Annotated in this window: 20 protein-coding genes; 17 read left to right on the top strand and 3 right to left on the bottom strand. The window is 27.9% G+C overall.

Features of this window, described 5'->3' with window-relative positions:
* Positions 1–97 precede the first annotated feature (97 nt).
* From rsgA to J2Z53_RS00675, 3 genes are read left to right on the top strand one after another with little or no spacing between them, the layout of a single operon-like run.
* The gene (gene rsgA / locus J2Z53_RS00685) at positions 98–961 is read left to right on the top strand and encodes a ribosome small subunit-dependent GTPase A (protein ID WP_209795296.1); all 864 of its coding nucleotides are present in this window, start codon (positions 98–100) and stop codon (positions 959–961) included.
* The gene (gene rpe, locus J2Z53_RS00680; RefSeq protein ID WP_209795295.1) at positions 961–1,611 is read left to right on the top strand and encodes a ribulose-phosphate 3-epimerase; all 651 of its coding nucleotides are present in this window, start codon (positions 961–963) and stop codon (positions 1,609–1,611) included. Before rsgA ends, rpe begins: the two co-directional genes overlap by 1 nt.
* Positions 1,604–2,251 carry a thiamine diphosphokinase gene (locus J2Z53_RS00675; RefSeq protein ID WP_234925738.1) on the top strand — a complete coding sequence of 216 codons (648 nt, stop codon included), beginning with the start codon at positions 1,604–1,606 and terminating at the stop codon, positions 2,249–2,251. Before rpe ends, J2Z53_RS00675 begins: the two co-directional genes overlap by 8 nt.
* Before the next feature lie 214 nt (positions 2,252–2,465).
* Here J2Z53_RS00675 and rpmB read toward each other — a convergent pair whose 3' ends face one another.
* Positions 2,466–2,657, bottom strand: a complete 192-nt coding sequence (gene rpmB / locus J2Z53_RS00670) for a 50S ribosomal protein L28 (RefSeq protein WP_024614610.1) — start codon at positions 2,655–2,657, stop codon at positions 2,466–2,468.
* A gap of 196 nt (positions 2,658–2,853) precedes the next feature.
* On the opposite strand from rpmB, the gene J2Z53_RS00665 reads away from it, so the two are divergent.
* The 6 genes from J2Z53_RS00665 to J2Z53_RS00640 all read left to right on the top strand — a co-directional run bounded on the left by J2Z53_RS00665 (position 2,854) and on the right by J2Z53_RS00640 (position 8,712).
* Entirely contained in the window at positions 2,854–3,204 is a 351-nt protein-coding gene (locus J2Z53_RS00665) for an Asp23/Gls24 family envelope stress response protein (RefSeq protein ID WP_209795294.1), read from the top strand.
* 14 nt (positions 3,205–3,218) lie between these two features.
* On the top strand, positions 3,219–4,865 hold the full coding sequence (locus J2Z53_RS00660; RefSeq protein ID WP_209795293.1) for a DAK2 domain-containing protein: 1,647 nt from the start codon (positions 3,219–3,221) through the stop codon (positions 4,863–4,865).
* Positions 4,866–5,016: 151 nt separating this feature from the next.
* The gene (gene recG, locus J2Z53_RS00655; RefSeq protein ID WP_209795292.1) at positions 5,017–7,047 is read left to right on the top strand and encodes an ATP-dependent DNA helicase RecG; all 2,031 of its coding nucleotides are present in this window, start codon (positions 5,017–5,019) and stop codon (positions 7,045–7,047) included.
* A 68-nt stretch (positions 7,048–7,115) separates the two neighbouring features.
* Positions 7,116–7,676, top strand: a complete 561-nt coding sequence (gene rsmD, locus J2Z53_RS00650; protein WP_209795291.1) for a 16S rRNA (guanine(966)-N(2))-methyltransferase RsmD — start codon at positions 7,116–7,118, stop codon at positions 7,674–7,676.
* A complete protein-coding gene (gene coaD, locus J2Z53_RS00645) occupies positions 7,676–8,161 on the top strand; it encodes a pantetheine-phosphate adenylyltransferase (protein WP_209795290.1) in 486 nt (161 codons plus the stop codon). The genes rsmD and coaD overlap by 1 nt, the downstream gene beginning before the upstream one ends.
* An 11-nt stretch (positions 8,162–8,172) precedes the next feature.
* Positions 8,173–8,712 carry an ATPase gene (locus J2Z53_RS00640; RefSeq protein ID WP_209795289.1) on the top strand — a complete coding sequence of 180 codons (540 nt, stop codon included), beginning with the start codon at positions 8,173–8,175 and terminating at the stop codon, positions 8,710–8,712.
* On the opposite strand, the gene ylbJ is transcribed toward J2Z53_RS00640, so the two are convergent.
* Positions 8,702–9,874, bottom strand: coding sequence for a sporulation integral membrane protein YlbJ (gene ylbJ, locus J2Z53_RS00635; RefSeq protein WP_209795288.1), 1,173 nt, complete (start codon positions 9,872–9,874; stop codon positions 8,702–8,704). The two genes, J2Z53_RS00640 and ylbJ, sit on opposite strands and share 11 nt — an antisense overlap.
* Before the next feature lie 51 nt (positions 9,875–9,925).
* Positions 9,926–11,128 carry a nucleotidyltransferase gene (locus J2Z53_RS00630; RefSeq protein WP_209795287.1) on the bottom strand — a complete coding sequence of 401 codons (1,203 nt, stop codon included), beginning with the start codon at positions 11,126–11,128 and terminating at the stop codon, positions 9,926–9,928.
* A 226-nt stretch (positions 11,129–11,354) separates the two neighbouring features.
* Here J2Z53_RS00630 and pta point away from each other — a divergent pair, with 226 nt between their 5' ends.
* From pta to J2Z53_RS00590, 8 genes are all read left to right on the top strand, one after another.
* Positions 11,355–12,356, top strand: a complete 1,002-nt coding sequence (pta, locus tag J2Z53_RS00625; RefSeq protein WP_209795286.1) for a phosphate acetyltransferase — start codon at positions 11,355–11,357, stop codon at positions 12,354–12,356.
* A 45-nt stretch (positions 12,357–12,401) separates the two neighbouring features.
* Positions 12,402–13,598 (top strand): acetate/propionate family kinase, encoded by a 1,197-nt coding sequence (locus tag J2Z53_RS00620; RefSeq protein ID WP_209795285.1) that lies wholly within the window; start codon positions 12,402–12,404, stop codon positions 13,596–13,598.
* 176 nt (positions 13,599–13,774) lie between these two features.
* On the top strand, positions 13,775–14,281 hold the full coding sequence (locus tag J2Z53_RS00615) for a YceD family protein (protein WP_209795284.1): 507 nt from the start codon (positions 13,775–13,777) through the stop codon (positions 14,279–14,281).
* 2 nt (positions 14,282–14,283) lie between these two features.
* Positions 14,284–14,466 (top strand): 50S ribosomal protein L32, encoded by a 183-nt coding sequence (gene rpmF, locus J2Z53_RS00610; RefSeq protein WP_209795283.1) that lies wholly within the window; start codon positions 14,284–14,286, stop codon positions 14,464–14,466.
* 54 nt (positions 14,467–14,520) lie between these two features.
* Positions 14,521–15,519, top strand: a complete 999-nt coding sequence (gene plsX, locus J2Z53_RS00605; protein WP_209795282.1) for a phosphate acyltransferase PlsX — start codon at positions 14,521–14,523, stop codon at positions 15,517–15,519.
* Positions 15,520–15,595: 76 nt separating this feature from the next.
* Positions 15,596–15,826, top strand: coding sequence for an acyl carrier protein (gene acpP / locus J2Z53_RS00600; protein ID WP_209795281.1), 231 nt, complete (start codon positions 15,596–15,598; stop codon positions 15,824–15,826).
* A 108-nt stretch (positions 15,827–15,934) separates the two neighbouring features.
* The gene (gene rnc, locus J2Z53_RS00595) at positions 15,935–16,633 is read left to right on the top strand and encodes a ribonuclease III (RefSeq protein ID WP_209795280.1); all 699 of its coding nucleotides are present in this window, start codon (positions 15,935–15,937) and stop codon (positions 16,631–16,633) included.
* The gene (locus tag J2Z53_RS00590) at positions 16,626–17,651 is read left to right on the top strand and encodes an elongator complex protein 3 (protein ID WP_209795279.1); all 1,026 of its coding nucleotides are present in this window, start codon (positions 16,626–16,628) and stop codon (positions 17,649–17,651) included. Before rnc ends, J2Z53_RS00590 begins: the two co-directional genes overlap by 8 nt.
* Positions 17,652–17,821: the final 170 nt, after the last annotated feature.

The raw sequence follows: 17,821 nt of genomic DNA, 5'->3' as shown, positions 1-17,821 counted from the left end.
AATACCTTATTTAAAATTTAATTTAAAAGTAAAAGGTTGCAAAAATAAAAGAAAAGTGTTTATATAAAAAGGTAAGAAATAATTTTTTGGAGGAATTATGAAGGGAAAAATAATTAAAGGAATAGGTGGATTCTATTATATAAAAACAGATGAAGGAATAATAGAATGCAAAGCTAGAGGAAAATTCAGACACAAATCACTTAAGCCAATAGTTGGAGATAATGTAGAAATTAAAATAGAAAATGGAAAAGGAACAATTGAAGATATAGAAGAGAGAAGTTCAGAGCTTATAAGACCAACTGTTGCAAACGTAACTCAAGCTTTTGTTGTTTTTGCAATAAAAAATCCAGACTTAAATTTTGATTTATTAAATAGATTTTTAGTTTTATGTGAAAGTAATAATATAAAAGTTGTAGTAGCTTTAAATAAAATTGATTTAGTAAATGATGAAGAAAGAGAAGAATTAAAGCAAAAAATTAATTCTATAGGCTATGAGGTTTTATTTATAAATGCCAAAAAAGGAATAGGTATAGAAGAATTAAAAAATAGATTAGAAGGAAATGTAACAGTTCTTTGTGGTCCTTCAGGGGCTGGTAAATCAACACTTATAAATACACTTACTGAAAGAAGTCATATGGAAACAGGAAGTGTAAGTGAAAAAATAGGTAGAGGAAAACATACAACAAGACATAGCGAACTTATTGATGTTTTAAATGGATATATAGTTGATACTCCTGGATTTTCAACACTTGATGTAAACTTTATAGAAAAAGAAAATTTAAAATATTGTTTTCCAGATTTTGAGGAGTATAATGATAAATGTAAATATAGAGGATGTCTTCACTATAAAGAGCCAGGTTGTGCAGTTAAAGAAGCTGTAGAAAATGGTGAAATAAATAAATATAGATATGAATTTTATATAAGAACATTAGAAGAAATATTAAAAGGGAGGAAGTATTAATGATAAAAATAGCACCATCAATTTTATCATCAGATTTTTCAAAGCTTGGGGAGGAAATAGAGCTTTTAGACAAAGGAGGAGCAGACTATATACATATAGATGTTATGGATGGAGCCTTTGTACCTAATATAACTCTTGGAGCACCTATAGTTAAAGCTATTAGAAATAGAACAGATAAGGTATTTGATGTTCATTTAATGGTAGAATCACCATCAAGATACATAGATGATTTTGTAGATGCAGGAGCAGATATAATCACAATTCATTATGAAGCTGAAAAACATATAGATAGAGCTATTCAATATATTAAATCAAAAGGAGTTAAAGCAGGAGTTGTTTTAAATCCTGGAACTCCAACTATAATGATTAAAGATTTAATTCAAAAATTAGATATGGTTTTAATTATGAGTGTTAATCCAGGTTTTGGAGGACAAAGTTTCATTGAATATTCTTTAGACAAAGTAAGAGAAATAGATGAGATGAGAAAGAAATATAATAAAGATTTAATAATAGAAATAGATGGAGGCGTTGGCGTTAATAACATTAAAAAAGTTAGAGAAGCTGGTGTTGATGTTGCAGTAGCAGGTTCAGCTGTATATAAAAATGGAGAGGTATTAAAAAATATTAGCGAACTAAAAAGGAATGCATAAAATGAGAGCAATTATAGTAAGTGGTGGTACTCCACCATCTGAGAAGTTACTTAAATCTTATTTAAGAGAAGATGACATTATAATTGGAGTAGATAGTGGATGTAATACATTATATAAACTTAATATAATGCCCAATTTAATACTTGGAGATTTTGATTCAATAGATAAAAATGTTTTAAATTACTTTTTATCTAAAGAGATAAATTTAGAAAGGTATAGTTCCCATAAAGATTATTCAGATACTCATTTAGCATATAGAAGAGCTAAGGAAATTTATAATGTTTCAGAAATTCTTATGTTTGGAGTTACAGGAACAAGACTTGATCATACTTTAGGAAACATTGGATTATTATCTAATGGTCTTAAAGATAATATAAATATTCAAATTATTGATGAACATAATAGAATGTTTATTGTAGATAAAAGTTCTGTAATAAAAAAGGAAGAAGGAAGTTATGTATCTTTTCATGCTTTAAGTGAAGTTGTTAAAAACTTTACTATAAGAGGTGGAAAATATGATTTAACCGATTATAATATGAAACTTTTAGAGCCAAGGGCTATATGTAATGAATTTTTAGATGGAGATATTAATATAACTTTTTCTCAAGGTATAATACTAGTTATGTATACTAGAGATTAATTGTAACCAATATTTCTTTTTCACATATAATGTAAAAAGGGATATTGGTTTTATTATTAATTATATTTGGAGGAAAAATGAAGATTGTAGCAATAAAGTTACCTAAATTTATATCTAATATAATAAAATTTTTTAGAAGAAAAAAATAATATACATAAGAATTTATGGTATAAAAAAAATGCAGTGCTTATGCAATGCATTTTTTTTATTTGAACTATATTGCTCTTTCAACCTTACCAGATCTAAGACATCTTGTACAAACATGAACTTTCTTTGGAGTTCCGTTAACTAAAGCCTTTACTTTCTTTATGTTAGGAGCCCAAGTTCTCTTTGATTGACGATGTGAATGGCTGTATTGTACACCTGAAACAACGCCTTTATTACAAATTTCGCATCTTCTTGCCACTTGAAAACACCTCCTTGTTAAGTGAAGATATATTTCTCTTCAATAGGACAGAATTCATTGTATCATAATATTATAGCTTTTTGCAAGTATATATTTAAAAATTACACATAATATTTTCTATATTTATATATAAATCTTGAATATTAAAAGTTTCTAATATAAAATATATATATGATATGTATGAGGAGGAATAGAGATGGTAGGATTTTCAAGAGAAAATGGAAAAGTTCACTACTCAGAAGAAGTATTAGCTAAAATTGTTGGCTTATCAACAATGGAATGCTATGGTGTAGTAGGTATGGTTTCAAAGAATGCTACAGAAGGTCTTTGGGAGTTAATTGGAATAGAGCATTTTAATAAAGGTGTTAAAATAACTGTTAATGATGATGATAAATTAGGAATAGAATTATTTGTTATGGTAGAGTATGGAACAAAGATATCCGTTATAGCAAACAACATAATTCAAAAAGTACGTTATAATGTTGAAAACTTTACTGGATTAAGTGTTTCATCAATATCAGTAAATGTTCAAGCGGTAAGAGTCTAGGAGGTAAAAAACTAATGGAATTTAATAAGATAAACGGCCGTGATTTTTACAACATGGTTGTAAATGCTAGCAACAAATTGGCTGAAAAAAGTGATTTTGTTAATGCATTAAATGTATTCCCTGTACCAGATGGTGATACAGGAACTAACATGTCAATGACATTTAAAGCAGCCGTTAAAGAAATTGAAAATATAGATTCTGATTCTATAGGAGAAGTATCAAAAAAACTTGCTAAAGGTGCTTTAATGGGAGCAAGAGGTAATTCAGGAGTAATCCTTTCACAAATTTTAAGAGGAATTTCAAAAGGATTAAATGGAATTGATGAAGCTTCAGTTCATGAATTTGCAAATGCATTACAAGAAGGATCAAATGCTGCATATAAGGCTGTTATGAGACCTACAGAAGGTACTATTCTTTCAGTTGTAAGAATGGCAGCAGAGGCTGGAATGCATTCAAGAGCTAATAATATAACAGAACTTTTGGAAGAAGTTACAGTAGCTGCAAAGGATATGCTTGATAAGACTCCAGATTTATTGCCAGCACTTAAAAAGGCAAAAGTTGTTGACTCAGGTGGTATGGGTCTTTATATAATACTTCAAGGTATGCTTGAAGCATTAAAAGAAGGAATTGTTGCAGAAATTAGCGATATAAAAATTGGTGAAGGTGGCGGAAGTGTTACTGGAGCTAAATCTACTGGAGATGCAAATATTAAATTTGGATATTGTACCGAGTTTATAATACTAGGAGATGCAACTCATGCAAAAGAATTACAAGATGAAATTGAACCTTTAGGAGATTCAATGATAGTTGTTGGTTATGATGATGTAATAAAAGTTCATATCCATACAAATGATCCAGGTCTTGTTTTGTCAAAGGCAGTAAAAATTGGTGAACTTTCAAAAATAAAGATAGATAATATGAGAGAAGAACATAGAGAACTTTTAGCAGAAGAGATGAGAGAAGATCAAAAGAAACAAGAAGAAGCTGCAATTTCAAAAGAAAAGAAACAATATGGTTTTGTAACTGTTGCAATGGGTAATGGTATTACAAATATATTTAAAGATCTAGGAGTAGACTATGTAATTGAAGGTGGTCAAACAATGAATCCTTCAACTCAAGATATTTTAGATTGTGTAGAAAAGATTAATGCAGAAAATATTTTTATCTTCCCAAATAATAAAAATATAATAATGGCTGCAACACAAGCTAGAGATATATCAGAAAAAAATGTTATTGTTATACCAACAACAACAATTCCACAAGGTATTACATGTGTATCAATGTTTAATAGAGATGCAGATGTATCTGAAAATGAAGAAGAACTAAAAGAACTTATGGAAACAGTAAAAACAGGTTCAGTAACATATGCAGTAAGAGACACTGAGATTGATGGAATACAAATTAAAGAAGGAAATATGCTTGGATTAGTAGAGGGCAAAATTAAAGAAGTTGGGGAAGATAAATTTAATGTTGCTTTAAGAGTTCTTGAAAATATGATTGATGATGATAGTGAACTTATAACTATATTCTATGGTGAAGGTGTTTTAGAAGATGAAGCAAATTCATTTGTATCAAAATTAGAAGAAAAGTATGAAGACTGTGATATTCAATTATATAAAGGAGATCAACCTTTATACTATTTCTTAATGTCAGTAGAATAATAAGTTAAATTTTATCTATATAAGCTTATAATTTTAAGCTATTACTTTTATTAGATAATAGTATTAAGATGCTTTATATTAAGATAAATATTAAACTAAAAATAAAAGGCACCGAAAGGTGCTTTTTATTTATGGAAAAGAGGTGGTAAAAATGAATATATATACACCTGTAAATAATATAAAAGGTGTTGGTCCAAAAGCTACAGAAAGATTAAATAGAGCTGGTATTTTTAGTATATTAGATTTGCTTTTATATTTTCCAAGAGATTATGAGTTTGTAAATGGAAATAGTGATCTTAAAGATATAGATGAAAATGAAAAACAAATAATAACTTGCTATATGAACAGAATTAAAGGAGACTTTAGAACAAAAACAGGAAAGATAATAACTACAATTGAATTTAAACATAATGAAATAACAATTGTAGGCAAATGGTTTAATCAACCTTATATAAAAACAAAATTTAAACGGGGAGAAAAATATAATTTATTAGGTAAGTATAAGAAGGTTTCAAATATTCTTGAAATAGTTAATCCTCAAATAAGCTCTAATGAAGCTTTAAAAAGTGAAATAATCCCTAAGTATTCTTTAAAGGGTGAGCTAACTAATAATTTTTTAGCTAAAATAGTTGGAGAAGTTTTAGATAATATTGTTGTAGCTGAAAATCTACCTAAAGATATTATAAAAAGATATAATTTAATTTCTCTTGATGAATCAATAAGAGAGATACATTTTCCAAAGGATAAAAGTAAATTAGAAAAATCAATAGAAAGATTAAAGTTTCAGGAATTATTTACATATTCTATGAAGTTACTTTTATTAAAGCAGAAGTCAAGAATTAAAAATGGAATAGGATTTAATTGGAGCGAAGAACTTAATGATTTAAGAGAGTCTCTTCCTTTTAAGTTAACAAATGCACAAGCAAAGGTAGTTAGAGCTATACTTAAAGATCAAAAATCTTCTTATCCAATGAATAGGCTTGTTCAAGGAGATGTTGGTTCAGGGAAAACTATAGTTGCGCTAATTGCAATATTTAATGCTTATAAAAATGGATATAAATCAGCTTTTATGGCACCAACTGAAATACTTGCAAATCAACATTTTAAAGAAGCTAAAAATATTTTTAAAAACTTTAATATAGAAATAGAACTTTTAACTGGAAGTACTTCTATGAAAGAGAAGAAAAGAATAAAGGAGAGAATAAAAGAAAAGGAACCTTTAGTTGTAGTAGGTACCCATGCTCTTATTCAAGAAGATGTTGAATTTAATAATTTAGGTCTTGTTATAACAGATGAACAACATAGATTTGGAGTTGAACAAAGAAGTAAACTTATAAACAAAGGTAAAAAAACTGATGTTTTAGTTATGACTGCAACACCAATTCCAAGAACTTTGGCCCTATATGTTTATTCAGATTTAGATGTATCTATAATAGATGAACTACCACCTGGAAGGAAAAAGATAGATACAAGATTTTTCAGTGATGAAGCTAGAGATAAAGCATATAGTTTAACTTTAAGTGAAATTAAAAAGGGAAGACAAGTTTATATAGTATGTCCTCTTATTGAAGAAGATGAAAAAGAACAGCTAAATTCAGTTGAAAGTGTATATGAAAAATTAACTAATGGAATATTTAGAAATATTAAGGTTGAGTATCTTCATGGAAAAATGAAGAGTATTGAAAAAGATGAGATTATAAATAGATTTAAAGATGGTGATACTAAAGTTTTAATTTCAACAACTGTTATAGAGGTTGGAGTTAATGTACCAAACGCTTCTGTTATGATAGTTGAAAATGCTGAAAGATTTGGTTTAGCACAATTACATCAGCTTAGAGGTAGAGTTGGAAGAGGGGAATATGAATCTTATTGTATTCTTATTGCAAAGGCAAAAAGTAATACAACCAAAAAGAGAATGGAAATACTTACAGAATCAACAGATGGATTTTACATTTCAGAACAGGATTTAAAAATTAGAGGTTCTGGAGAAATGTTTGGAATGAGACAAAGTGGAGATGAAGGATTTTTACTTGCAGATTTATATAATGATATGAAAATTTTAATGAAAGCTAGGATGGAAGCTAATAATATTTTAATTAATGAAACTGAAAAAAATAAGCTTTTAATAAGGGAGATAAAGAATAATTTAGAAAAAAGTAGTAAATATATATGTTTTAATTAATTATAAATTGTATAAAAAAGCCTATTATGATAGAATAAAAGATATATAGCACCAAGGAGGATAAAGTAGTGAGAATAATAGCAGGAAGAGCAAGAGGACGTAAATTATTATCACCAGCAACATACGAAACTAGGCCTACATTAGATAGGGTAAAAGAGGCTATGTTTAGTATGATTCAAGGATACATACCAGACGCTACAGTTGTTGATGTTTTTGCAGGAACTGGAAGTTTAGGTTTAGAGGCTGCAAGTAGAGGAGCTAAGGAGTGCTACTTATTTGACAAAAGCTCAGTAACTTTTCCAATATTAAAGAAAAATGTTTACAATCTTAAATTTGAGGATTTTTGTCATCCGCTAAATATAGATGCATATGAAGGACTTAAAATTCTTGCAAAAAAGGGAAAAGTGTTTGATATAATATTTATTGATCCACCTTACTGTAAAGAGATGATTCCAGAAGCAATAAAGGTAATTAAAGAAAATAATATGCTAGATAATAATGGAATAATAGTTACTAAAATAGATAGTATAGAAGAAATATATGAAGGTTATGAAAATATAATACTTACTAAAAGTAGAAAATATGGAAATACTACAGTTTGTTTCTATAAGATTAAAGGAGAAGAATAATGAGAACAGCAATATATCCTGGAAGTTTTGATCCTATTACTAATGGGCATTTAGATATTATTAAAAGGGGAGCAGAAATTTTTGATAAGATTATTGTTGCTGTACTTATTAATGTAGATAAAAAAGGATTATTTAATATAGAAGAACGTGTAGAACTTATAAAAAAAGCAACTTATGATATTAAAAATATAGAAATTATAAGTTTTCAAGGTCTTCTTATAGATTTACTTAAAGAAAAAAATTCTAATGTAATATTAAGAGGATTGAGAGCTGTGTCAGATTTTGAATATGAAATGCAAATGGCATTAATGAATAATAAATTAAATTCAAATGTTGAAACAGTATTTATGATGACATCGGCTGAAAATTCATTCTTAAGCTCATCAGCAATTAAACAAGTAGCAAAGTTTGGTGGGAACATTAATGGATTAGTTCCAAATAATATTATTAAAGATATTGAAAAAAAGATTAATAGGGAAAAATAGGAGTGTTTTCAATGGATAAGCAAGAAATTAATATTATTGAACTTTTAGAATATTTGCAAGATCTTGTAGATAATTCACCAAAGGTGCCTATGAGTGGGAAGACTATGATAGATAAAAAAGAATTTTTAAGTGTTATAGATCAAATAATAAATTATCTTCCAGATCAATTTAAAAAAGCTCAATGGGTAATGAATGAAAGAGAAAGAATACTTGCTGAAGCAAAGAGAGAATATGATTCAGTTAAAGAAGAAACAATGCAACTTATGAGACAGAATATAGAAAATCATGATATTGTTAAAGAAGCTAAAATAAGAGCTCAAGAAATTTTAGCATCAGCTAAAAGGGATTCTAAAAAAATTAGAGTTGGAGCTAGAGATTATGCAGATGAAATTTTATCAGATTTAGATAGAGAAATGGAAAAAAATAAAATGGAGCTTATAAAATCTCTTCAAATAAGCTTTGAGGATACTGCAAAGGAAATTGATGAGAATCTTACAAATGCATGCTCCATTGTAAAAGAAAATATCAAGGAGTTAAGAACTATGAATTAATTCTATTAGATAATATTTTTATTATTAGTGTAGTTAATAATAATATTACTATTGGAATTGAATATAAAAATATATTATTAAATAAATTAGTTGATAATACAGTTGGTGAAGTTTCTATAGTTTTAAATATTAATTTTGATAATATAAAACTTAAGGCAAAACTGAATATTCCTTGTATAAATTTTAATAATATATATTTAACTATAGATATATTATTTTTACTTATAAAAGATGAAGTTTGTGCAATTGCTGATAACCCAGCAAAAGAAGCAAAAAAACTTATTATAGCTAATTTAAGATGTATTGTGATATTACTTGAAGCAATTATGTTGCAACCATTAGTTAACTCAATGCTACCTAAAAATGTTCCATATAAAACATTTTTAGGTATATTAAAAAATTTTTCTATATAGTTAAAAAAGTTATACACAAAAGAAGTATTTTTTAATATAGATATAACTACAGAAAATATAACTACATAACCACATACTGATAAAGTAGTATTAATTGCATTTTTAATTCCTTCATCAATTGCAAGTCCGAAATTTATATTAGAATTATTGGAAGTCTTTTTCTTTAAAGTATTATAAGAAAAAGACTTTTTTTTAGTTATAAAAGCAATAAAAAACATTGATATATAATTACTTATTAAAAGAAAATAACCATATCTAGGACTACCTAAAAGAGCAGCACCTACAGCACCTATTAAAAATATTGGTCCTGCATTAGATGCTATATTAATAAGTCTTGAATATTCACTTTTATTTATATAGCCAAGCTCATATATATCAGATGTATACTTAGCCCCTAAGGGATAGCCACATAGCATACTTGCTACAATAGGAAAAGAACAATTTTCTGAAAGATTTAATGGTTTGCATATAAGTGGACCTAAAATTTTTGAGTATATTGATATTCCATCATAAGAAATAAGTAAATTACAAATTAAAGAAAAGGAAAATACAGTTGGTATAATAGCTTTAAAACAAAGTTTACAGCCTTCCATAGCAGCTGTTATTGATGTTTCAATATTAGATACAAATAAAATTATGAATATTGTAATAATAAAACAAAAAATATAATTTTTTTTAATATTAAGTAGTTTTAACAATATAAAAGTAAAAATAAGTATAAAAAAAGATAAAATAAAAATACTATTCATGAAATCACTCCCATCAATAGTATTTATATGCACAAAAAAAAGTTAAATTCTTTATAAAATATATGGGCTTTTAAAATAATCTTCCATAGGTGAGACAGAAGTGTTAAGTAATGAATAGGCTTTTGAACCTAACAAATCTAATTTTAACATTTCATCTTCAATATTTTTAGGAAATTTGGTTAATATAGTTAGATTACTATTGTTTTTTATTTCTTTAAGTATTTTGGCTCCTTTTTTATTAAAAGCAAGTGGTCTAATATAATTTATAGGCTCATTTTGTATAGTATTTATATCATATTTTTCAAATCCTATGAAAAATTGAGATAAAACTCTACATATTCTAGTATAAGTATATCTTTTACTCTTAGATTTTAGTATTAATTCATTTAATGAATTAGAATTTAAAATTTCTCTTAAAATTTTATTGTCTAAACCTTCTGAAATATCGTTAATAAGATTAAGACTTTCTCCACAAGTTAAAAGTTTATATTTTATAAAAGGAAAAAGTTTTTCTTCGAATACAAAATTATAATTTTCATTATATAATCTTTTAAATTCATTATAAGTTTCTATAGGTAAAGAATCTTTTATAGATGATAAATTAAAATTATTTTTTAAAGTTTCCCTAATAGAAGTTGCAGATGAAAATTCAGTATTTAAAGAAGTATCATTATAATCGCTTCCTTCTCTCTTTAAAGTAAATGGTTTAATTTTACTATTTAGTTTTAATAATGCCTTAATATATTCAATAGCTAAAATATTATTAGAATTTCCTATAATATTATTTGCATCTAAATTAGCATTTAGTGAATTTAATGCATTCATTCTTGCAGTATGAAAAGGCAATCCTTTTTTTAATTCAACTTTTAATAAATTTTTATAAAGATTACTTTCATTTTGTAGTATTTTTGCAATATTAATTAATTTATTTATATCTCCACTTTCACTTCCAAAGTAAATATTATTTATACAATTTAATGAATTAAGTAATTTTACACCACCATAAGCAAAATTCTCAGCAGAGGACAGAGAATATACTAGTGGAAGTTCTAAAACAAGATCAACTCCATTTAAAACAGCTATTTTTGCTCTATTAAATTTATCTATTATTGCAGGATTACCTCTTTGCATAAAGTTTCCACTCATTACACATACAATACCATCAGTTTTTGTATCTTTTATGGAATTTTTAAGGTGATATTTATGACCTAAATGAAATGGATTATATTCAGTAACAATTCCTGTTAAATTCATGAGAATATTTCCTCCTAAAAAAATAATATTAATAAGTATATCATAATTAAAAAAAAATAGCACTTTTAAAGGATTGAGATAAATTTTCAGAAAATTAAGAGTATTTTAAATCTAATGAATTCAAGTAAAAAGAAAAATTTTAAGCCCTAAAGGTTGAAAATAAATAGTATTTAGGAGTATAGTAGTATGTGGAGATAAACACGGATCTTTGAAAGGAGAAATGAACATGGAACTTATGAACAAAATATGGGAAGCTGCGAAGTCAGATAAAAAGAAAATAGTTCTTCCAGAAGGTAATGAAGCAAGAACTGTAGTAGCAGCTAAGAAAATAGTTGAGGAAGGAATAGCAACACCAATATTAATTGGTAATAAAGAAGATGTATTAAAAGCTGGTAAAGAGCAAGGGGTAGATCTTAAAGGAATAGATATAATAGATCCAGAAGATTCACCAAAGCTTAATGAGTACATACAAGCTTTTTATGAATTAAGAAAGAAAAAAGGTATGACAATAGAAAAGGCAGAGAGAATAGTTAGAGATCCTCTTTACTTTGCTACAATGATGGTAAAATTAGATGATGCTGATGGAATGGTTTCAGGAGCTGTTCATACAACAGGAGATCTTTTAAGACCAGGTCTTCAAATAATAAAGACTGCACCAGGAGTTTCAGTAGTATCAAGTTTCTTTATAATGCTTGTACCTGGATCAAAATATGGTGAAGAAGGAATGCTTTTATTCTCAGATTGTGCGGTTAACCCAAACCCAACATCAGAACAATTAGCAGCAATAGCAATAGCTACAGCAGAAACTGCAAAGAGTCTTTGCAAAATGGATCCAAAGGTGGCTATGCTTTCATTCTCAACAATGGGAAGTGCAGATCACGAATTAGTTGATAAAGTTAGAATAGCAACAGAAAGAGCTAAAGAATTAAGACCAGATTTACAAATAGATGGAGAAATGCAATTAGATGCAGCTATAGTTCAAAAAGTAGCAGATCAAAAAGCACCAAATAGTAAAGTTGCAGGTAAGGCTAATGTATTAGTATTCCCAGATTTACAAGCAGGTAATATTGGATATAAATTAGTTCAAAGATTTGCAAATGCAGAAGCTATAGGACCAGTTTGTCAAGGATTTGCTAAGCCAATTAATGACTTATCAAGAGGATGTAGTTCAGAAGATATAGTTAATGTTGTTGCATTAACAGCAGTTCAAGCTCAATCTACAAAATAATATTGATAAAAAGTTTACATTGAAGTTGGAAGGGAGTTTTCAAAAATGAAAATTTTAGTAATAAATTGTGGAAGTTCATCTTTAAAATATCAATTAATAGATATGGAAAATGAAGAAGCATTAGCTCAAGGATTAGTTGAAAGAATAGGAATAGAAGGATCAATCTTAACTCAAAAAGTTGAGGGAAGAGATAAATATATAATAAAACAACCAATGAATGATCATAAAGATGCAATAAAATTAGTTTTAGATGCATTAATTGATGAAAATAACGGAGTTATAAAGTCAATGGATGAGATTTCAGCAGTTGGACATAGAGTTGTTCATGGTGGAGAAAAATATTCAGAATCAGTTTTAGTTAACGATGAAGTTATGAAATACTTAGAAGAATGTGTAAAACTTGCACCACTTCATAATCCAGCAAACATAATAGGAATAGAAGCTTGTAAAGCTTTAATGCCAAATACACCAATGTCAGCTGTTTTTGATACTGCATTCCATCAAACAATGCCAGAGGAAGCTTTCACATATGCTATTCCTTATGAGTATTATGAAAATAATGCTGTAAGAAGATATGGATTCCACGGAACTTCACATAAATATGTTTCAGCTAAAGTTGCTGAAGCTATGAATAAAAACATAGAGGATTTAAAAATTATAACTTGCCATTTAGGAAATGGAGCATCTCTAACAGCTGTTAAGGGTGGAAAGTCAATTGATACTTCAATGGGATTTACTCCTCTTGAAGGTGTAGTTATGGGAACAAGATCAGGAAATATAGATCCTTCTATAGCAACATATTTAATGTCAGAACTTAACTGTTCAGCAGAAGAAGTAAATACAATTTTAAATAAAAAATCAGGTGTTTTAGGAATTTCAGGTGTAAGTTCAGACTTCAGGGATATTGAAGATGCTGCATTTAACCATAATAATCATAGAGCTAAACTTGCATTAGATGTATTTGAATATAGTGTTAGAAAACAAATAGGTGCATATGCTGCAGCTATGGGTGGAGTTGACGTTATAGTATTTACAGCAGGTGTTGGAGAAAATTCAATTGAAACTAGAGAAAATGTTCTTAAGGGATTAGAATTCTTAGGAGTAGAAATAGATAAAGAAAAGAATAACGTAAGAGGAAAAATTGCAGAAATATCAAAAGATGGTTGCAAAGTAAAAGCCTTTGTTATTCCTACAAATGAAGAATTAATGATTGCTAAAGAAACTTTAGATTTAATAAAATAGTAATTATTGATAAAATTTCTTGACTTTTTATACACCTCTTTATATAATAAATTGTGTTTGTTCAGTAAATATTTTAAGCTAAGGGGTGAAAAAAGCGCTTTCGCTCGAGCTATATCAATTATTTTGGTATAATGTGCTTATTTAAGCATAAGGATTTTATCCAGAGCATTAAAATTATGAAGTTACAATTTTCAGATTTTCTTTCAAGAAAAGAAAGAGAAAAAAAGATTAGCTATCAATTTGATATGGATAATTTTCACTTTGAAGGCGAATTAATGGAACCAGTTTCAAAGGTTTCTGTTGAAGGAGTTATTTCTTCAAGAGAAAAAGAGCTTGTGATTAGCCTACACGTTAGAACAGAGCTTAAGATTGCTTGTTCAAGATGTTTAGAAACCTTTATCTATCCAATAGATTTTGAAATAGAAGAAAGGTTTACAAATATTGACGAATCAGCTAATGATGATGTAATATTTGTAAAGAGTGATGAATTAGATATCACAGATTTTGTTGAAAGAGAAATAATTTCAACCTTACCGATTAAAAGACTTTGTAGTAGTAATTGCAAAGGCCTTTGTCACAAGTGTGGTAAAAATCTTAACATTGAAACTTGCACTTGCAATAGTGAAGATGTAGATGTAAGATTAGCAGGTCTTAAAGCACTGCTTGAAAATAAGGAGGTGTAAGCATGGGAAATCCAGCAAGAAAAACATATAGAGCAAAGAGAGATTCAAGAAGAGCTCAAACTTTTAAAGCGAGCTTACCAGGAATAGTTGAATGTCCACAATGTCACGAAATGAAGCTAGCTCACAGAGTTTGCAAAAACTGTGGATACTATAAGGGTAAAGAAGTAACATCTTCAGAAGAATAAAAGAAAGTCATATGACTTTCTTTTCTTTATATATAGAGAAAAGAGGTGAGCTAAATGAAAATTGCAATAGATGGAATGGGTGGAGATAATGCACCAATGGCAGTAGTCAAAGGGGTAGTTGATGCTGTAAAAGAATATAATGATATTGAAATGTATATAACAGGACCAAAGGATAAAATAGAAAAAGAATTAAATAAATATAGTTATCCAAAAGAAAGAATTACTGTAATTGATGCAAATGAAGTAATAACAACAAATGAACATCCAGTTATGGCTCTTAGAAGAAAAAAAGATTCAAGTATTGTAAAAGCTTTAAATCTAGTTAAATCTGGAGAGTGCGATGGAATTATATCAGCTGGAAGCACAGGAGCATTTTTAGCAGGTTGTACTCTTATTGTAGGTAGAATTAAAGGAGTAGAAAGACCAGCCTTAGCTCCAATTATGCCAGGAAGACGAGGAAGCTTTATGATAGTAGATGCTGGTGCTAATGTTGATTGTAAACCTAATTATCTTGTTCAGTTTGCTAAAATGGGTAAAATATATTATGAAAGTGTATTTAATAAAAAAAATCCATCAGTTGGATTAATAAATATTGGTGCTGAAGAAGAAAAAGGTAATGAACTTACAAAGACAACATATAAGATTTTAAAAGAAGAAAAGTTTAATTTTGTTGGAAATGTTGAACCTAGAGAAGTTCCAACTGGAGATACAAATGTATTAGTTTGTGATGGATTCGTAGGAAATACTGCCCTTAAACTTTATGAGGGAGCTGCAAAAAATCTACTTGGAATAATTAAAGATGAAATAATGGGAGCAGCATTTATTCCTAAATTAGGAGCAGCTTTACTTAAACCAGTATTTAAATCTCTTATGGTCAAGTTTGATTATAAAGAAGTTGGTGGAGCTCCATTTTTAGGTGTGGATGGAATTTGTATTAAAGCCCATGGAAGTTCAGATGAAAGAGCATTTAAAAACGCAATAAGACAAACTATAATATTCCATAATGGTAAGGTAATAGAAAAAATAAAGGCAGAAATAGGACAAAATAATTAAAATTTATTATTATAGAATATTGACTGTATATTTAATATATAATATTATCTAAGGGAAGGAATTAGGAGGTGATAATATGTTTGAAAAAATTCAAGAAATTATAGCAGAAAAGTTAAGCATAGATGCTAGTGAAGTTACACCAGATGCATCTTTCATTGATGATTTAAATGCAGATTCACTAGATATAGTAGAATTAATAATGGCATTAGAAGATGAATTAGATATGGAAATTCCAGATGAAGATGTTGAGGGATTTAAAACTGTTGGAGATGTTGTAGAATACGTAAAAAACCATGTTGAAGAGTAGTAAAATCCCGCTCATTTTGCGGGATTTTATATTTTAAAATTAAATAGTTTATTCTTGAATTTGTTTACCTAAAGCAAACTGAAGAATAAACTTAGAGGAGTGTATAAAATGAGTAAATTAAAATTGAAAGAGTTTGAAAACTCACTTGGAGTGAGTTTCACTAATCTAAGTTATTTAAAAGCGGCGTTAACACATAGTTCTTTTGCAAATCAATATAAGGACGTTGAGTATAATGAAAGATTAGAATTTTTAGGTGATTCTGTTTTACAATTATGTATAACTGAATATTTATTTATTAATTATAAGGATAAAGCAGAAGGGGAATTAACTAAGATTAGAAGTCTTATAGTTTGTGAAAATTCTTTATTTGAAATTGCTAAAAAATTAAATTTAGGTAGTTTTATTAGAATGAGTAAAGGTGAAGAACTTACAGGGGGAAGAAATAGGACTTCAATACAAGCTGATGCAGTAGAAGCTGTAATAGCTGCAATATATTTAGATAAAGGATTAGAGTTTACTAGAGAATTTATTTTAAATCAGTTTAAAGACATAATAAACAAAGCAATAGAAAATAAAATAATTTTAGATTTTAAAACAAAGCTTCAAGAACATTTGCAAAAAAATGGTGAAGTAAACATAGTATATGATTTAGTAAAATTTGAAGGTCCACCTCATAGAAGAAAATTTTTCACTAAAGTAATTATAAATGGTGAATGTATGGGAGAAGGAGAAGGATACTCTAAAAAAGAAGCAGAGCAGGCTTCTGCAAAACAAGCTTTGAAAAGGATGGGGGCAATAGATGAGTAAAGAACATTACATTATACCTATATTTGTTCCACATGAGGGATGTCCGCATAATTGTGTATTTTGTAATCAAGATAGAATAACTGGTGTCAAAGACAGAGTAGATGCTGAAAAGGTTAAAAATATTATAGAAGAGTATTATGAAACAATAGAAAATAAAGACGCAATTATAGAAGTATCTTTTTTTGGAGGAACTTTTACAGCTATAAGAGAAGAAAAACAAAGAGAACTATTAAAAGTTGCTAAAGCTTATAAAGATAGAGGAATAGTCAAAAAGATTAGAATGTCTACAAGACCAGATTACATAAATGACTATATATTAAGTTATTTAAAAGAATATAGCGTAGATATAATAGAACTTGGTATACAATCTTTAGATGATGAGGTATTAGTAGCTGCTGGAAGAGGACATACAGTTTTAGATGCTATTAATGCATCAAGACTTATAAAGGAGTATGGAATAACTTTAGGGCATCAATTAATGCCTGGACTTCCAAAGTCAAATCCAGAAAAGGATATAAAAAGTGCAATGGATTCTTTAAAAATGGAACCTGATATTGTAAGAATATATCCATCTCTTGTTATAAAAGATACTCCTATGGAAAAAATGTATTTAAGAGGAGATTATACTCCATATACATTAGAAAAAGCTGTAGAAGTAAGTAAAGAGATATATAGTATCTTTAATGAAGCAAGAGTAAATGTTATAAGAATAGGTCTTCAACCAACTGATACAATAAATACTGGTAAAGATATAGTAGATGGACCATTTCATCCAGCTTTTAGAGAACTTGTTGAAAGTAGTTTAATTATAGATAAAATAAGAGATGAAATTAGTAAAGATGAAGTTTGTACTATTTTAATTAACAATAAAGATCTAAGCAAACTTTATGCTAACAAAAAAATATATTTTAATAAACTTAAAGATGCAGGTTATAATTTAAAAGTAAAAGTAGAAGACAATATTAATAGAGGAACTATAATTATTAAAGGAAAATATGAAAAAAAAATAATGATATAATAAAAGCGAGAGGAAACTCTCGTTTTGTGCCATTATTGTTAATATTTAATATAACGTTAAATTAGAGGTGATTTATTTGAGAAAAAAAACTAGAGAAAAAGTGCAAGTTGCCCTTGCTATATTTTTAGTTTTAGTATTTTTAGTAACCTTAATACCAATATTTTTATAAT

Origin of the sequence: Clostridium moniliforme, assembly GCF_017873235.1 — a bacterium.
In the GTDB taxonomy this organism is placed as follows: Bacteria; Bacillota; Clostridia; order Clostridiales; family Clostridiaceae; genus Clostridium; species Clostridium moniliforme.
Note: the sequence above shows the minus strand (reverse complement) of the source record. Positions and strands in the feature narration are given on the sequence as shown.